Consider the following 14,079-nt stretch of genomic DNA (forward strand, 5'->3'; position numbering starts at 1 on the left):
GCCGCTCGAGCCGACCTGTCCCCGGTTTGTCATGATCTCGGCCGATCGACGAGGCGGTGGTTCGTGGCAGGGCTGTTCGCGACAGTGCTCAGGTGCGAGGCAGCAGTCCGTGTGTCCACGCGATTACGACGGCGTTGGTGCGGTCGCGTGCGGAGAGCTTGCCGATCAGATGGGACACGTGGGTGCGCACGGTCTCGACACCGAGCACCAGGCGGGCGGCGATCTCCGCGTTGGTGAACCCCTCGGCGACGAGCGCGAGCACCTCGAGCTCCCGGTCGGTGAGCCGGGGGCCGTGCCAGCTGGAGCCTGGACGCGCCGTGAGCAGCGCACGCACTTGGTCCGGGAACACCAGGCTCTGAGCATCAGCCACCGTGCGGACGGCGTTGACCACCTGTTCGGCGGTGCTGCGTTTGAGGAGGAACCCGGATGCGCCGGCCTGCAACGCCGCGTGGACGTAATCGTCGTGGCCGAAGGTGGTCAGCACCAGGACCCGCGGCGGATCGTCCTTGCGCAGCAGCAGCTCGGTGGCGCGCAGACCGTCCACCCGGGGCATCCGGACGTCCATCACCACGACGTCTGGCTGGGTGCGCCCGGCCAGCTCCACCGCCTCCGCACCGTCAGCGGCCTCGCCCACGACGTCCAGGTCCGGCTCGGCCTCCAGGATCATGCGGATCCCTTGCCGGATCAGTGGCTCGTCGTCGACGAGCAGGATGGTGATCATGACTGCCCGGTTCGGGGTGGCCGGGCTCGCGGCACCGGAATGGAGGCAACGATCTGCCACTCGCGCTTGGTTCGAGTGGTGTTCGGATCTGCTGGGCCGGCGGTCACGGTGCCCTCCAGCAGCGCGGCACGTTCCTGCATCCCGGTGATCCCTCGTCCGGCCGGAGTGGTGCGGCGAGTGCGCTGGTGCGGTGGGAGCGGGTTGGTGACGTGCAGCTCGAGCGTGTCGGCGGTCTGTGCCACGGTGACCGTGACGGTGTCAGCACCGCCGTGCCGCCGGGCGTTGGTGAGGGCCTCGGCGAGGATGTCGAGCATGGTGCTCCAGACCACGTGCGGCACCTCGCGATGGGTGTCGTGCACATCGATCGTCAGCCCGGTCTCGCGGTACCGGGCGAGGAGTTCGGAAAGGCCGTGATCAGTGGTCGCGCGCGCGGGTAGGGCATGCGGATCGCGGAGGAGCCCGAGCAGGTGGTCCAACTCGTTCTGAGCGCCGCGGGAGGTCTGCTCGATCACAGTCAGCGCCGCCGCGGCCCGGTCCGGGCGGGTGCCGGCGACGCGCTGTGCCGCCGCGGCTTGGATACTGATGATGGAGAGCGCGTGACCGATGCCGTCGTGCAGTTCCCGGGCGAGTGCAGTGTGCCGCTGCTCCTGTGCGAGCCGCGCCTCGGCCAGGGCCAACCTGTCCGCGGGGCTCGGACCGAGCAGCACGGGAGCGAGCCGGACGGCGGACCACCCGCAACCGAGCACGCCCACGACCGCCCCGAGCAGCAGAACGAAGCCGATGAGCAGCAGCGATCCCGTGGGGTAGTCCCAGCCGAGACCCTCGAGCCGGTCCCGTTGGCCCCCGACGGTCCACAGTAGGGTGAGGACCGCGCCGGGCAGCAGTCCAAACACGGAGAATCCGGCCACTAGACCGGCAACTGTCTGGAAGACCGTCCACGCCGCGGTGCGCATCCGGTGCCGCGCCAGCATCGGATCCGGGACCACGAGTGTGGCGCGCGTCCGGAGCAGGGTGCGGGCCGCCGTCACCTGGATCTCCCGGACCCCCGGGAGAAGACCGACCAGGGCGGCCACGACCAGGGCCCCGATCACCCCACCGGGTAGGGCGGGTGCTGCACCGAACACGGTGGAGCGTTCGAGATCCCCGGCTGGCCCCTGCACGATCGCGATGATCGTCCCAGTGAGCAGGACGGCAGCCACGCCGATCGCGGCGCCCAGCATCAGCCAGGCGCCGCGCAGCACGGCGGTGCGGATCACTGGACCATTGTGGCGGTCGTGGCGCCACCCTCGTGACTCTCGGTGGGGGTGGTGGTCGCACGGTGGCCGGCGTACGCCCAGACGGCGAGAGCCAGCATCGGGCCCCAGAACCAGACCGGCAGGATCCAGAAGTAGGCCTGGAGGGGCCCGGCGAGGGCGATCCACCCGGCAGCCGCCAGGCACACCAGCCCCGCGACGATCCCACCGGGAACAATCGCGACCAGTGGCGGAACGGCGCGTCCTCCGATCCAGGGTAGCCACCGCGGGAACCGCTCGCCCCAAGGGCGGATCAGACCGATCGTGAGGACCACTCCCATCCAGGCACCGAGGGAGAGCAGCATCCCCCAGGCGGTGATGGACGCTTCGCCGCTGGGGTGGGCACCGATCGGCCACGGAGTGAGCCAGCTGATCCGGATGAGCGCGTAGGGCAGGGGACCGACGGCCGCCAGCACCGTGATCGGGACGCGGAAGCGCACGAGCCACGCGGTGGCGACCCGGCCGAAGGAACTGGTTCTCACCACGTGTGCAGCGCACGCGATCCACAGCCCGGTGGCAGTCAGGGTCATGGCCACGATCCACAGCATCACCCCGTTGTCGACCATGGCGCCGGCCGCACTCGCGAATCCGGCGGTCAGGGAGTCACGGAAGGCCACGAAGGTGGCTGCCGCCGCGGTCAGCACCAGGCCGAGCGGGATCCGGGTGCGGGGGAGGCGGATCATGGCCACGATCGCCACGACCACGGCCACGAACGGTAGCGCCATGGCCACCAGGTAGCCCGCCAGGGAGAGACCGCTCAGGCCGGCAGTGGCTGTGGCGAGACCGACGGCGACCACCGGCGCGGCGGGGCGAACTGCGCCGTCACGATGCGGGGCCAGCGTTGCGATCATGGCCGAGACCGTGCCGGCCAGGGCGAGTGCGGCGACCAGGATCGTGAACGTACTCAGCGGCATCGCGCGGCTGAGGAGGGAGAGCTGGCCGTCGGAGTACGGGTTCAGCCCTGGCCTGAGCAGCCAGACGATGGTATGTGCGAGCAGGATGAGGGAGACGACGGCGGTCGCGCCGACGAGACGGCGGGCGAGAGGTGATGTGCTCATGCCCGCAAGGCTCGCCTCTCAGGCGCCGTGTCCAGATCCCCCACCTGGGGGATCTGCTGGAGGATCTCACGCCGTCCGGGGGAGCGAACCGGCGACGGCGGTACTCGCCACCGGCTTCAGCTGGGTTCCGGAGGGCCGAAGATGCGATCGCAGGAGGCTCGCACCTCGTCGAGGAAGATGGCACCGGCAGGGGAGAGACGCCGGGTGGTGGCCCAGTGTGCGGCGATGTCGCGGTAGGCGTCCGGGTGCCTGACGAGACGGGTGACCAGGCCAGGGACGTTGAGCATGCGGCCGGGCAGGTCGCCGATGAGGCCCAGTCCGAGGCCGTGACTGACGAAGGAGAACACGGTGGTCGGCTGGGTGACGGCCATGCTTCGTGCCTCGTCCACGTCGAAGGGCGCCAGCAGGGTGCGGAACTCGGCACCGATGCGCGCGTCCAGGCCGGCCTCGCCGGTGGTGATGACCGCCTCACCTGCCAACTCGGCCAGGTCGACCTGCTCGTGCTGTGCGAGCGGGTGCTCCTCGGGCAGGACGAGTACGAACGGGTCACGGACCAGCACGACTCGCTGAACCGTGGCGTCGTGCCGTTGCTCGATCACAGGTCGCAGCGCGATCTCGATCGTGCGGCGCGCGAGTGCCTCGTCCAACCAGGAGTTCGGACCCTCATGCACCTCGAACCGCACGTGCGGGTGCGTCGTGGCGAACCCGGCCAGGACCGGAGCGAGGATCTGGGTACTCGCGCTCGGGACGCTCCCGACGGCAACCGTGCCATGGACCTCCTCCCGAAGCATCCCTACGGAGGCGACGGCCGCCGTCCACTCATCGACCATCCCCCGAGCGTGCGGGAGGAACGCCGCCCCGGCCGCGGTCAGCGTGGGCGGGTGCACATCCCGGTGGAACAGCCGGTCCCCGACGTACTTCTCCAACCCGGCCACGTGGGCACTGATCCGCGACTGGGATCGATGCAGCGACCGGGCAGCGGTGGAGAACCCGCCCGTCTCGTGGACGGCGATGAATGACTGGCACCAGGTCAGTTCCATGGCTCTACTGTGCCGTGCGCACCGCCTGCGCGTCGCGCGCGCGTGACGGCGCGGCCGGTTCGGGGACCTCGCCGGTGAGCACCGGATCGTTGGTGCGGGCGAGGTGTGCCTCCAAGCGACCGGCGAGATCGCGGCGCAGGTCGTCGTGACGGCGGTCCTCGGCCACGTTGTGCAGTTCGTCCGGATCCTCACCGAGAAGGTAGAGCTCCTCGGCGACGGTGGCATCGAGCTCCAGGGAGCGTCGCGTGGGGCTCTCCTCGAGGTCGATCGCGAGTGGGTGCCGCGGGCCCGGTGCGTAGTTGCGGATGTACTTCGCGTCGCGGGTGCGCAGCCCACGGATCGGGTCGTAGCGGTCGTGGTATGTCTTCTCCAGGACCAGCTCCCGGTCGGCGGTGTTCTCCTCGCCGTGCAGATCCTGGACCAAGCTGCGCCCTTCGAGGCTATCCGGGATGGTGCCACCCGCGAGGTCGATGCAGGTGGGCACCAGGTCGAGGTGGCTCACCAGGGCCTCGGACCGGCGGGGCGTGCATCCCCAGGCGCGAGGTGGACGCATCAGGAGCGCCACCTGCACGCCGGAGTCGTACAGCGTGCTCTTCGCGCGGGGGAACGCCGCACCATGGTCGGTGGTGAAAATGACCAGGGTGTTGTCGGCAAGCGGTGAGTCGTCGACGGCGGTGAGGATCCGGCCGACCGCCTCGTCCAGCTGACGGATGGCCCCGTGGAAGCCGGCGATGTCCTCCCGCGTGTCGGGAGTGTCCGGCAGGTAGCCAGGGACGTCGACGGCGTCCGGATCAGCATGCTCGTAGTCCTCCTTGGGCCAAGGACGATGGGCCTCCCACATGCCGACGGTCAGCAGGTGGGGCTGCTCGCTCTGTGCTCGCTCAGGCTGCTCCAGCCACCACTCCACGCGATGCGCTACTTCCAGTGCCCGGGGGAGGAAGCCGAGCCCGTGCACCTCGTCATAGCCAAGAGCGCGCGCGTCGAAATCCTCATGCTGCAATCCGATCAGCGTGGAGTGGTACCCGGTCGTGCGCAGGTGCTCCGGCAGCGTAGTCACATCGTCGCGGTACGACCAGCCGGCGTGGGTGAGCCCCATCAGGCCGTTTTGGTGGGGGAGTAGCCCGGTGAAAATGCTCGATCGTGCCGGCGTGCACAGCGGTGCGGCGGCGAAGGCGGACTCGAAGGTGACGCTCTCGGCCGCGAGCCGGTCCAGGTTCGGGCTCGGCACCGACGGCATGCCGTAGCAGGAGAGCCAGACGCCGAGGTCGTGACCGTGGATGAGGACGATGTTCGGGGCAGTCATGGTGGTTTCCTCCCGTGGTGGGCGCGGCGCAGGGACGGACCAGGTCCGTGGATGGGTCGACGGGCAAGCGGGGAGACTGCTGCGGGAACAGTGGGGTCTGCTCCCGCAGCACGCGAGGGCTATTCGGTGACGTACCCGCCCTCGGTGACGATCGCCGTCAGCTCCTCCTGCAGTGCGGCAAGTCCTTCTTCGGGGGTGACCTCACCGGCGGCGATGTTGGCCAGCGCCGGCTCGGTCACGGAAAGGAACTCACCGATGAAGGGCAGGCGCAGGGTGCCGCGTGCGGTCTCGGCCGACGCGCTCACGGCGTCCAGATAGGCCAGGGCGGACTCATCAAGTCCCTCGGCATCCAGCACATCGGAGCGGGTCGGGATGCCGCCGTTGGTCACGAAGACCTCTTGACCCTCTTCGGACGTGACCCAGGTGATGAAGTCGAGCGCGGCCTGCTGCCGTTCCTCGGGCAGGTCCGCGGGAATCGTGAGGTTCCACGTGCCGGTGGGGGAGGCGCCACCGGGCAACGGTGCGAAACCCACCGTGTCGATGACGTTCGAGTTGTTCTCGTTCAGGATGCCGCTGGCGGCGGCGCCGACCACGTTGAGCTGGGCTGCTTCGCCGGACTGCATCAGCGCGATCGCTTCTGCCTGGCCCACACTCTGCGGATCCGCCGGCCCGAGCGCGGCGAGGTCCCGGAGCATGGTGGCCGCCTCGAGTGCCTCCGGCGTGTCCAGGGCCGGAGTCCAGTCGGTACCCGGGTCGGTGAAGAAGGAGCCGCCCATTCCGAAGAGGATCCCGGAGAAGTCGTAGGTGACGCCGGGCGCGCCGGGGATGCCCTGGGTACGCATCGTGTGCCCGTATCGGGTGGTCTCGGCGTCGACGATGGTCTCGGCATTGCTGAGCGTGTCGGGCCAGTCCTGTGGCGCGTCCAGGCCGAGCTCGTCATAGACATCGGTGCGGTAGACAAGGATCTGCAGGTTGCCGAGCAGCGGGATGCTGGTGAGGGCGCCCCCTTCGGCGAACGTCTCGGTCTCAGCGTCCCAGTACGGCAGGTTGTCGTAGGTGTGCATCGCCTCGTCCAGGGCGAATCCGGAGTCGATGTCGGTGAGCGGCATGAGCAGTTCGTTGCCGTTGAAGTACGCGAGGTCGACCTCGTTCACCTGGTACACGTCGAACGTGTGGTTGCCGGTCTGGGCGTCGTTGAGCATCTGCGACTTCACATCGTCGTTCGGGAAGGAACGCAGGTCCACATCGACGCCGGTGGCGTCCTCATAGGCGGCGACGACGGCGTCGTACGCCGGGTTCCACGGAGCCTGGGACGTGATCACGGTGAGGGACTCACCCGACCCCAGCGCTCCGCCGTCGGTGCCCCCGCCGCCGCAGGCGACCAGCGTGAGGGAGAGCGAGGCGGTGATGGCGACGGTGCATGTGGCACGGCGGCGATTCATGGGTACTCCTCGGATGTGGGGATGAGGGTCAGTTCTTGACGGCGCCGGCGGTCAGGCCGGCGACGATGTGCCGGTTGGCGACGGCAGCCATCAGGATGAGAGGAATGGCGGCGATGGTGCCTGCGGCCGCGAGCTCGCCCCAGGTGACGGCGTACGGCTGGAGCAGTTCGGCGATCCCGACCGTGACCGGAGAGGTGGAGCCGCCGGTGGTGAGCGTCAGGCCCATCATGAACTCGTTCCAGGCGAGGATCCCGACGAAGATCGCGGTAGCAGCGAGGCCAGGGCGGACAACCGGGAGCATGATCGACACGAAGGTGCGTAGCTCGGTGGCGCCGTCCATCAGTCCCGCCTCACGCAGTTCCTCGGGCACTCCGGAGAAGTAGCTGGAGAGCATCAGTGCCGCGAACGGCAGGTTGAGGAAGGCGTTCACCAGGATCAGGCCGGTGATCGAGCCGAGCAGACCCAGTTGGGAGAGCAGCACGTACAGGCCGGGGATGAGGGTCATCGGAGGGATCAGCGGGATGAATCCGGCGATCACGAGAGACGGGATGGTGATCCACCGTGGCGGGTGCAGCCGGCTCAGGGCGTATCCGGTGACCGCGCCGATCCCGATGCACAGTAGGACGGCACCGGCCACGATCTGCACACTGTTCGCGACCTGGGTGATGAACGCATTGTCGTCGAAGAGGGTGGTGAAGTTGCCGATCCAGAAGTCGAGCTGCCAGTCGGGGGAGACGATGGCCCGGTTCGGCAGGAACGCCAGCACCAGGGTCCAGGCGACCGGGATCAGGGTCACGACGAGGATCACGGCGAGCGCGATCTCCACCCAGACGTTGCGGGGTCGGGTGGTGGTCATCGTTGCACCGCCTTCCGGACGAGGAGAACCAGGGCGAGCACCAGGGCGGTGACGGCGACGGTGAAGAGGCTGAACGCGGCTGCCTCGCCCAGGTCGAGGTTGTCGAAGAACAGGGTCTTGATGTGCTGGGAGACGAGCGTGGTGGCGCCGTCGGGCCCGCCTCGCGTCATCAGGTACATCTCGTCAAAGGCTTTGACGCCCATGATGATCCGGACCAGGATCACTGCGCCGATCGCCGCGCTCATCGACGGGATGACGATGTGGCGGACGACTTGGAACTCGCGGGCGCCGTCCACCCGGGCGGCCTCGAGCACGCTGGCATCGATGCCCTTCAGCGCCGTGTAGAGGAATAGGAACACCACTGGTGTCCAGTGCCAGATGTCTACCACCATGACGGCGGCCATGGCTGTGGGCCCGTCGCCGAGCCACCCTTGTTCGGAGAGCCCGATCGTGCGCAGGAGCTTGTTCAGTCCACCGGCGGTCGGGCTGAGGATGAGCAGCCACATGAGGCTCACGACCACCGGTGCGATGACAGCGGGCCAGATGAGGACATTGCGGGCCAGCGGCAGGAGGGTGACGGCGCGATCGACGAGCAGGGCGAGGACGAAACCCACGACCAGTGTGCCGATCACCGTCGCCGCCACGAACACGACCGTGTTGGTCAGGGCCTGGATGGAGGCAGCGTCGGCGAGGACATCGCGCAGGTTCGTCAGACCGGTCCATTCCCATTCGAAGCGGCCGCTGCGGATCTGCACGTCGGACCCTGCCATGCGTGCGACCTGCAGCAGTGGGTAGACGGCGAAGACGAGGCCGAAGAGGAGGAACGGAACGAGGGCGAGGAGACGGAACAGGCTCCGGTTTGTCTGTGGACGGCGCCGTCTCGGCGCGGATGTCCCCACCCGATCCCGGGCGGGTGCTGCGGTCGTGGTGCTCACTACCCAACCTCTCTGTTGTGGGGGAGTGCGTCCTCGATCGACCGTAGAGAGACTGAAGTGATCTGTCCAACGCGTAGTGCGGGATCGTCAGATCCGCGAAACGGATCGTGACGTGGGCAACCGCTGCCCATATATCTGCTCTGGACGGCGTCGAACGGATGTGCTATTGTCGGCTGTGAAGGAGGTTCTCTATGACGCAGACGACGATGTCGCGGGGGAGCGTGTTGTCGCGCGTCGAGGGCCTGGTGGCGGAGGTCCGGGAGCTCGCCGAGGCTGATCTGCTGGATGAAGTGGATTCGATGGAGCTGCCGCGGTACATCAACGCCGTGGAGGAGCTGGGCCGGGTGCAGCATGCACTGTCGGTCAACGCTGCCCGGGCGATGGAGGCCGACGGCGGGTGGGCGCTGTCGGGTGCACGTTCGTTTGCCTCCTGGTGGGCGATGCGAACCGGGCATCACGAGGTGGCCGCGAGGCGCGAGGTGAAGACTGCGCGGGATGTACGCGACTACCTACCGGCTTCGGGTACGGCACTCGCCGCGGGGGAAATCAGCGGCGATCACCTGGTGGCACTGTCGCGGCACGCGACGCGCACCGAGGTGCTGCGTGAACGTCTGCGGGATGAGGAGATGGGGGAGGGCTTCCTGCTGACTCATGCGCGGGCGATGGATGCGACGGCGTTCGCGAAGGTGGTCAAGGCGTGGGCGGTAGCGGCAGATCCCGAGGCGGCCGATCGCAGCTGGGTCGAGGATTCAGCAGCCGAGCACATGTACTTGTCGAAGACGATGGGTGGCTGGGCCTTCCGCGGTTGGATGGGCGATTCCAACGGGGCGGCGCTGGATGGAATGCTGACCGCTCGGATGGGATTACCCGCCGCAGGGGACGAGCGGTTGCCGTCACAGCGACGCGCGGCGGCATTGATGGATGTGACTCGTCAGATGCTCGACTCGGGGGAGTTGTCACCGGGGGCGAGGGTCCGTCCGCACCTGGCGGTGACCGTGCCCTACGACACGTTGGAGCGGTTGATCGAGGCCAGTGATCCCACCCGGCACGACCACGTTGCGGTGCCGAGCCTGTCGCCGGGACCGTGCACCGGCAGCGGGCGCGTGAGGGGTTCGGGCGGTGTGCAGGACATGCTGGACGCTGTTTGCGAAACCGACGTTGACGATCCGCTCGACGGGGTCGTCATCAGTACAGTGATCGATCCAGAGGCGATGCGCGGCGCGGAGCCGGCCACGTTGGCCGATCAGACGCCGAACGCGCCGGCGCTGTTGGCGCGGCTGGCGTGCGAGGGTGAGTTCCACCGGGTGATCTTCGGCCCGGAGTCCGAAGTCCTCGATGCCGGGAGAACCAGAAGGCTCTTCTCCTCTGGGCAGGCGCGCGCGGTCATCGCCAGGGACCGACATTGTCAGTATCCGGGTTGCCATGCGCCACCCGGTCGAGGGGAGGTGCACCACTCGATCTGGTGGTACGAGCAGCAGGGGAACACGGACGTCAAGGACGGGGTGTTGTTGTGCTGGCATCATCACGATTGGGTGCATCAGATGACGATCACCATCCGACGATCAGGTGGGCGGTGGCGGTTCTTCAAACCGAGCGGGCTCGAGGTCACGGCGCACCAACTCGCCGCATAGACAGCTGCTGGGGGCTGCGGTGCGGGCTCGTGGGCGGCACGTGCCTACAGCACGTGAATCCCGTGCGCAGCGAGCAGTTCACGGGGAGCTGGGTGATTCGGGTGATGCAATACACAGACTAGAGAATGACATAATGTACATTATCGGCTAGTCGGACACGGTCCTGGTTGTGTGTTGAGATGGCGCCATGGAATGCGACCGTGGGCCCCGGCTAGAGATGCTGTGGGAGTCCTGTGACCCTCAGCAGACGTTGGCGCAGCGATTCGGATTCGCAGATGCCGACGCGGTCGAAGGTTGGCTGCGCGTCACGCTGGCGACGTACTGGGACGTGACCGTTGAGTCGTGCGAACGCATCGTGATCAGCGACCACAACGCGCTGGCCTGGCTGACGACTGCCTCAGGGTCGCTGATCGCCAAGTGGTCGGCAGCACCGGAGCTTTTCCCGCGCTTGTCCCGGGTCGCGCGTCTCACCCAGTGGCTCGATGGCCAAGGTCTGCCGGTCTCCGCACCGCTGCCGTCGCTCGACGGCGCGGTACAGGTCGAGGTCGATGGCGCGTCGATGGCCCTGCAGCACGTCATCGACGGCGACATGCTCGATGTTGGTGATCCTCAGCAGGTCCGGGCTGCGGGGGTCGCACTGGGTGAACTCCACCAGGCTCTCGGTCGCTCCCCCGCAGCCGAAGAGCCGGTATCGCAGCGTGAAACGTTCGTGCCGATGATGTCACGAATAGCGCGCTGGCTGGAGTCGGAGCAACCGCATGTGCCCAAGCCTGCCCAGCAGGCGCTGCGCAGGCTCGTCGGCTCCGCACCCGTACTCGACGACGTCCCTCAGCTCCTCCATGGAGACTTCCGTTCCGCGAACGTCTTGTGCTCAGGCTCGTCCGTCGTCGGCGTGCTCGATTTCGAAGAGGTGCGCTTCGACCACTGCGTGGATGAGCTGGCGCGGTCGGCGGTCTTGCTGGGAACACGATTTCACGACTGGGGACCTGTGTCGCCGGAGGTGCACGCACAGTTCCTCGCGGGCTACGAAACGGTGCGCTACCTGAGCCCGTCCGAGCAGCATTGGTGGGATGTGCTCGTGCTCTGGTACACGCTGGCGTTCGTGCCGGTCGGTCACGACCCCACGGGGTGGGCGGAGTCGGCTCGGAACCTCACGGTTGGGCGCTGAGGAGAAGCATCGCTCGAAGGTACCTGTCCGGATGCGCAGCAGATGAACGCCCAGTAACGTCGAGAGCCCATCTCGACACTGGAGTCAGATCATGGCGCTACACGCACGGGCATGGACGCCCGTTGCCTCGCAACGCAGATCTTCGGAGTCCGCCCGGGTTGTTGCGCCCAGTCTGCGACGTGCAGGGGCGGCGACGTTCACCTGTGCTATCGCGGTTGCTGTCGACGCCATGACGCGGGCGGATGCGGCATTGGAACCTGCTCTTCTCGCTGGCTACTCGGTGACGATCTGGGTCATCCTGCCCGCCACGCTCGCCCTCTGTGTGGTGGCGGGCGTGGCCGCTAGTCGGCGTGCAGTGCTCTCGTTCTGGAGCGCATCCCTGGTGGTGTCGTTCGCGACGGCCGGATGGATCGCGTGGGGTGTGGGCAACGTCGAAGGGACCTTGTACGGGGCGTTCCTGGGTGGGGGCGCTTTCGTCGCCGGCCTGGCCTCAGGTCGGCCGTGGCCGCTGCACCTGCGGATCACCATCGTGCTGCTGGTCGCATCGGCTACCGCGGTTGTGCTGGCCCGCGGCGTACCCGCCCTGGCCGGGTGAACCTGCGAGTCATATCCGTCACTTCTCGGCGTGGGCGGGTGACCGGCAGGTGAACGCGGGGTAACGTCTTCGGTCCTGGGGAGGCGACAAAGGAGCCTGATCATGACCATGTACGACCACGCGCTGGCGTTGCGGCCGGTAGCGTCGCAACGTCCTGCCCACGGCGACGCGGTCGTTCCCACGAGTCTGCGCGGCATGCTTCCGGCAGTTCTCGCCGGTGCTGCCATCATCGGCATCGACTCCCTGTTCAGTTCGAGCGCCGCTGTGCACCAGTGGATTCTGGTTGCCTACTCCGTCGCGTTGTGGGTGCTGGTGCCTGCCATCGCTACGGCCGGTGTGGTGGTCGGCGTGTCAGCGCACCGCCGCACCTCGATGACTGCCCTGCACTCTGCCCTGATCTTCGGCATCGCAGCGGCGCTGTGGATGATGCTCGGTGTGAGCAACGTCGAGGGGTCGCTCTACGGCATCGTGCTCGGGGCTGGCGCCATCACTGCCGGTACGGTGTTCGGACGACGCGACCACCGACGCCAGGCGACGGCGGCTGCGGCCGTGGTGGTCGCCGTCGGGGCCATGCTGCTCAACGTGGCGGTTCCGCTGCTCTCGCCGCCGGTTGAGAGTCTCCTCCTCGGTCTGGGGTTGCCGGTCGCGTGATCGGCTGAAAATTGAGGCGTCACTCCCCCGCCAACTCCTTGGTTGCTACCAACTGAATCAGGTTGCCGCAGGTGTCGTCGAAGACGGCGATCACGGCCGTCCCGATATCCGTGGGGCCCTCGGTGAACTGGACGTTCAGCCCGGTCAGCCGCTCGTGCTCGGCGGCGACATCCTCGACCTGAAACTGAGCCAGTGGGATACCGTCCTCCATCAGCGCATCACGGTAGGGCTTGACCGCTGGGTGCCCGGAAGGTTCGAGGAGCAACTCAGTTCCCTCGGGATCCTCCGGTGAGACGACGGTCAGCCACGACGCCTCCCCCAGCGGGATGTCGTGCTTGATCTGAAAGCCAAGCACCTCGGTGTAGAACTGGCGGGCGTGCGCCTGGTCGTCGACGAAGACGCTGGTGAGTCCGATCTTCATGGTGAGGTCCTTTCGTGCGGCCACCGCCGCTGAATCTCGGCGAGCGGCTCCGGTGTGAAGTAGTGGAACTTGGAGCGGCCGCGCCGCTCGGTCGTGACCAGGCCCGCCGCCTCCAGTACCGCGAGATGCTGAGAGACGGCCTGCCGGCTCATGCTGAGCCCGTGCTGCATCGTGAGTGCACCGCACAGCTCGAACAAGGTCTTGCCCTCCCCCGCCGCGAGCTCGTCGAGCAGCACCCGGCGGGTCGCGTCGGCGAGTGCGCGGTAGATGTCGGCCATGGCGACCACAATAGGCAAGTGGTGTCTTGCATGTCAATTGGATGCGTGTCCCACTCCCCCGAAATCCTCGTGCACGTGATTCGTCATCAGTGCGACAGTGACCGCATGTCCGAACCTCGACTGGCGCCGAACCTGCTCTCGGCGTTGAGTACACCCGACCGTGTGAAGGCGTTCGCCGAACTCGTCGTCGGCGGTGACGACCCTGCGCTCTGGAAGGCACGTGATCGACTTCGCGCTGCCGGTATCGACCCCACTGGACCTCCTGAGGAAATCGCTGCAACGTTCGCAGCGGCTCTCGAGGAAGTCCGGACCGAGATGGCACACCGCCACCACCTGGTGGGCCAAGCGCGAGCCCCGCACGACCTACCCTTTCGGCACGGTCGCCTCGTGGAAGTGCCCGTCAACAGCGAGCAGCTCAGGACCTTGATGGATTGGATCGCCGGCGAGTATCTGCGTTCGAGTACCTACAAAGAGGCGGACCTGAACACGCAGCTCGGGCAGGTCGCGGACGACTATGCACTCCTGCGACGCATCTTGGTGGACTTCGGCTACTTCACCCGCGATCCGCATACAGCCCTCTATGTGCGAACGGTCTGACAGCTATCACTCGCCGGCACGTCCTGAGCGACACCCTCGCGCCATGGGTCCCGCTGGTGCACGGCGACTTCGGACTGCACAACCATGCTGT

At 67.5% G+C, this 14,079-nt stretch carries 15 protein-coding genes; 5 read left to right on the top strand and 10 right to left on the bottom strand.

Features of this window, described 5'->3' with window-relative positions; genetic code table 11:
• Positions 1-88 precede the first annotated feature (88 nt).
• The 8 genes from IM660_RS09545 to IM660_RS09580 all read right to left on the bottom strand — a co-directional run bounded on the left by IM660_RS09545 (position 89) and on the right by IM660_RS09580 (position 8,647).
• Positions 89-721 carry a response regulator transcription factor gene (locus IM660_RS09545; RefSeq protein ID WP_193499073.1) on the bottom strand — a complete coding sequence of 211 codons (633 nt, stop codon included), beginning with the start codon at positions 719-721 and terminating at the stop codon, positions 89-91.
• On the bottom strand, positions 718-1,977 hold the full coding sequence (locus IM660_RS09550; protein WP_193499074.1) for a sensor histidine kinase: 1,260 nt from the start codon (positions 1,975-1,977) through the stop codon (positions 718-720). Before IM660_RS09550 ends, IM660_RS09545 begins: the two co-directional genes overlap by 4 nt.
• Entirely contained in the window at positions 1,974-3,071 is a 1,098-nt protein-coding gene (locus IM660_RS09555; RefSeq protein WP_193499075.1) for a hypothetical protein, read from the bottom strand. Before IM660_RS09555 ends, IM660_RS09550 begins: the two co-directional genes overlap by 4 nt.
• Positions 3,072-3,187: 116 nt before the next feature.
• On the bottom strand, positions 3,188-4,111 hold the full coding sequence (locus IM660_RS09560; RefSeq protein WP_193499076.1) for a LysR family transcriptional regulator: 924 nt from the start codon (positions 4,109-4,111) through the stop codon (positions 3,188-3,190).
• Between the two features lie 4 nt (positions 4,112-4,115).
• Positions 4,116-5,414 carry a sulfatase family protein gene (locus tag IM660_RS09565; RefSeq protein WP_193499077.1) on the bottom strand — a complete coding sequence of 433 codons (1,299 nt, stop codon included), beginning with the start codon at positions 5,412-5,414 and terminating at the stop codon, positions 4,116-4,118.
• A 119-nt stretch (positions 5,415-5,533) separates the two neighbouring features.
• Positions 5,534-6,856: an ABC transporter substrate-binding protein gene (locus IM660_RS09570; RefSeq protein WP_193499078.1), complete on the bottom strand. Its 1,323-nt coding sequence runs from the start codon at positions 6,854-6,856 to the stop codon at positions 5,534-5,536.
• Between the two features lie 28 nt (positions 6,857-6,884).
• Complete coding sequence (locus IM660_RS09575; RefSeq protein WP_193499079.1) at positions 6,885-7,712, bottom strand: carbohydrate ABC transporter permease; 828 nt, start codon at positions 7,710-7,712, stop codon at positions 6,885-6,887.
• Complete coding sequence (locus IM660_RS09580; protein ID WP_193499080.1) at positions 7,709-8,647, bottom strand: carbohydrate ABC transporter permease; 939 nt, start codon at positions 8,645-8,647, stop codon at positions 7,709-7,711. The genes IM660_RS09575 and IM660_RS09580 overlap by 4 nt, the downstream gene beginning before the upstream one ends.
• A gap of 191 nt (positions 8,648-8,838) precedes the next feature.
• Between IM660_RS09580 and IM660_RS09585 the strand changes: the two genes are divergently transcribed.
• From IM660_RS09585 to IM660_RS09600, 4 genes are all read left to right on the top strand, one after another.
• Positions 8,839-10,278, top strand: a complete 1,440-nt coding sequence (locus IM660_RS09585) for an HNH endonuclease signature motif containing protein (RefSeq protein WP_193499081.1) — start codon at positions 8,839-8,841, stop codon at positions 10,276-10,278.
• A 187-nt stretch (positions 10,279-10,465) separates the two neighbouring features.
• Positions 10,466-11,446: a phosphotransferase enzyme family protein gene (locus tag IM660_RS09590; RefSeq protein WP_193499082.1), complete on the top strand. Its 981-nt coding sequence runs from the start codon at positions 10,466-10,468 to the stop codon at positions 11,444-11,446.
• A gap of 229 nt (positions 11,447-11,675) precedes the next feature.
• A complete protein-coding gene (locus IM660_RS09595) occupies positions 11,676-12,041 on the top strand; it encodes a hypothetical protein (RefSeq protein WP_193499083.1) in 366 nt (121 codons plus the stop codon).
• Between the two features lie 102 nt (positions 12,042-12,143).
• Positions 12,144-12,692, top strand: a complete 549-nt coding sequence (locus tag IM660_RS09600; RefSeq protein WP_193499084.1) for a hypothetical protein — start codon at positions 12,144-12,146, stop codon at positions 12,690-12,692.
• A 19-nt stretch (positions 12,693-12,711) separates the two neighbouring features.
• On the opposite strand, the gene IM660_RS09605 is transcribed toward IM660_RS09600, so the two are convergent.
• Both IM660_RS09605 and IM660_RS09610 read right to left on the bottom strand, forming a co-directional pair.
• Complete coding sequence (locus IM660_RS09605) at positions 12,712-13,113, bottom strand: VOC family protein (protein ID WP_193499085.1); 402 nt, start codon at positions 13,111-13,113, stop codon at positions 12,712-12,714.
• Positions 13,110-13,391, bottom strand: coding sequence for an ArsR/SmtB family transcription factor (locus tag IM660_RS09610; protein WP_193499086.1), 282 nt, complete (start codon positions 13,389-13,391; stop codon positions 13,110-13,112). Before IM660_RS09610 ends, IM660_RS09605 begins: the two co-directional genes overlap by 4 nt.
• Positions 13,392-13,496: 105 nt before the next feature.
• On the opposite strand from IM660_RS09610, the gene IM660_RS09615 reads away from it, so the two are divergent.
• Positions 13,497-13,988 (top strand): DUF2087 domain-containing protein, encoded by a 492-nt coding sequence (locus tag IM660_RS09615; RefSeq protein ID WP_193499087.1) that lies wholly within the window; start codon positions 13,497-13,499, stop codon positions 13,986-13,988.
• Positions 13,989-14,079: the final 91 nt, after the last annotated feature.

Origin of the sequence: Ruania alkalisoli (genome assembly GCF_014960965.1) — a bacterium.
In the GTDB taxonomy this organism is placed as follows: domain Bacteria; phylum Actinomycetota; class Actinomycetes; order Actinomycetales; family Beutenbergiaceae; genus Ruania; species Ruania alkalisoli.

What these genes read in the sequence shown, in the direction of transcription:
- IM660_RS09545 (WP_193499073.1), bottom strand. Translation starts at nt 721, where the DNA reads ATGATCACCATCCTGCTCGTCGACGACGAGCCACTGATCCGGCAAGGG.
- IM660_RS09555 (WP_193499075.1), bottom strand. Translation starts at nt 3,071, where the DNA reads ATGAGCACATCACCTCTCGCCCGCCGTCTCGTCGGCGCGACCGCCGTC.
- IM660_RS09560 (WP_193499076.1), bottom strand. Translation starts at nt 4,111, where the DNA reads ATGGAACTGACCTGGTGCCAGTCATTCATCGCCGTCCACGAGACGGGC.
- IM660_RS09565 (WP_193499077.1), bottom strand. Translation starts at nt 5,414, where the DNA reads ATGACTGCCCCGAACATCGTCCTCATCCACGGTCACGACCTCGGCGTC.
- IM660_RS09570 (WP_193499078.1), bottom strand. Translation starts at nt 6,856, where the DNA reads ATGAATCGCCGCCGTGCCACATGCACCGTCGCCATCACCGCCTCGCTC.
- IM660_RS09575 (WP_193499079.1), bottom strand. Translation starts at nt 7,712, where the DNA reads ATGACCACCACCCGACCCCGCAACGTCTGGGTGGAGATCGCGCTCGCC.
- IM660_RS09585 (WP_193499081.1), top strand. Translation starts at nt 8,839, where the DNA reads ATGACGCAGACGACGATGTCGCGGGGGAGCGTGTTGTCGCGCGTCGAG.
- IM660_RS09590 (WP_193499082.1), top strand. Translation starts at nt 10,466, where the DNA reads ATGGAATGCGACCGTGGGCCCCGGCTAGAGATGCTGTGGGAGTCCTGT.
- IM660_RS09595 (WP_193499083.1), top strand. Translation starts at nt 11,676, where the DNA reads ATGACGCGGGCGGATGCGGCATTGGAACCTGCTCTTCTCGCTGGCTAC.
- IM660_RS09600 (WP_193499084.1), top strand. Translation starts at nt 12,144, where the DNA reads ATGACCATGTACGACCACGCGCTGGCGTTGCGGCCGGTAGCGTCGCAA.
- IM660_RS09605 (WP_193499085.1), bottom strand. Translation starts at nt 13,113, where the DNA reads ATGAAGATCGGACTCACCAGCGTCTTCGTCGACGACCAGGCGCACGCC.
- IM660_RS09610 (WP_193499086.1), bottom strand. Translation starts at nt 13,391, where the DNA reads ATGGCCGACATCTACCGCGCACTCGCCGACGCGACCCGCCGGGTGCTG.
- IM660_RS09615 (WP_193499087.1), top strand. Translation starts at nt 13,497, where the DNA reads ATGTCCGAACCTCGACTGGCGCCGAACCTGCTCTCGGCGTTGAGTACA.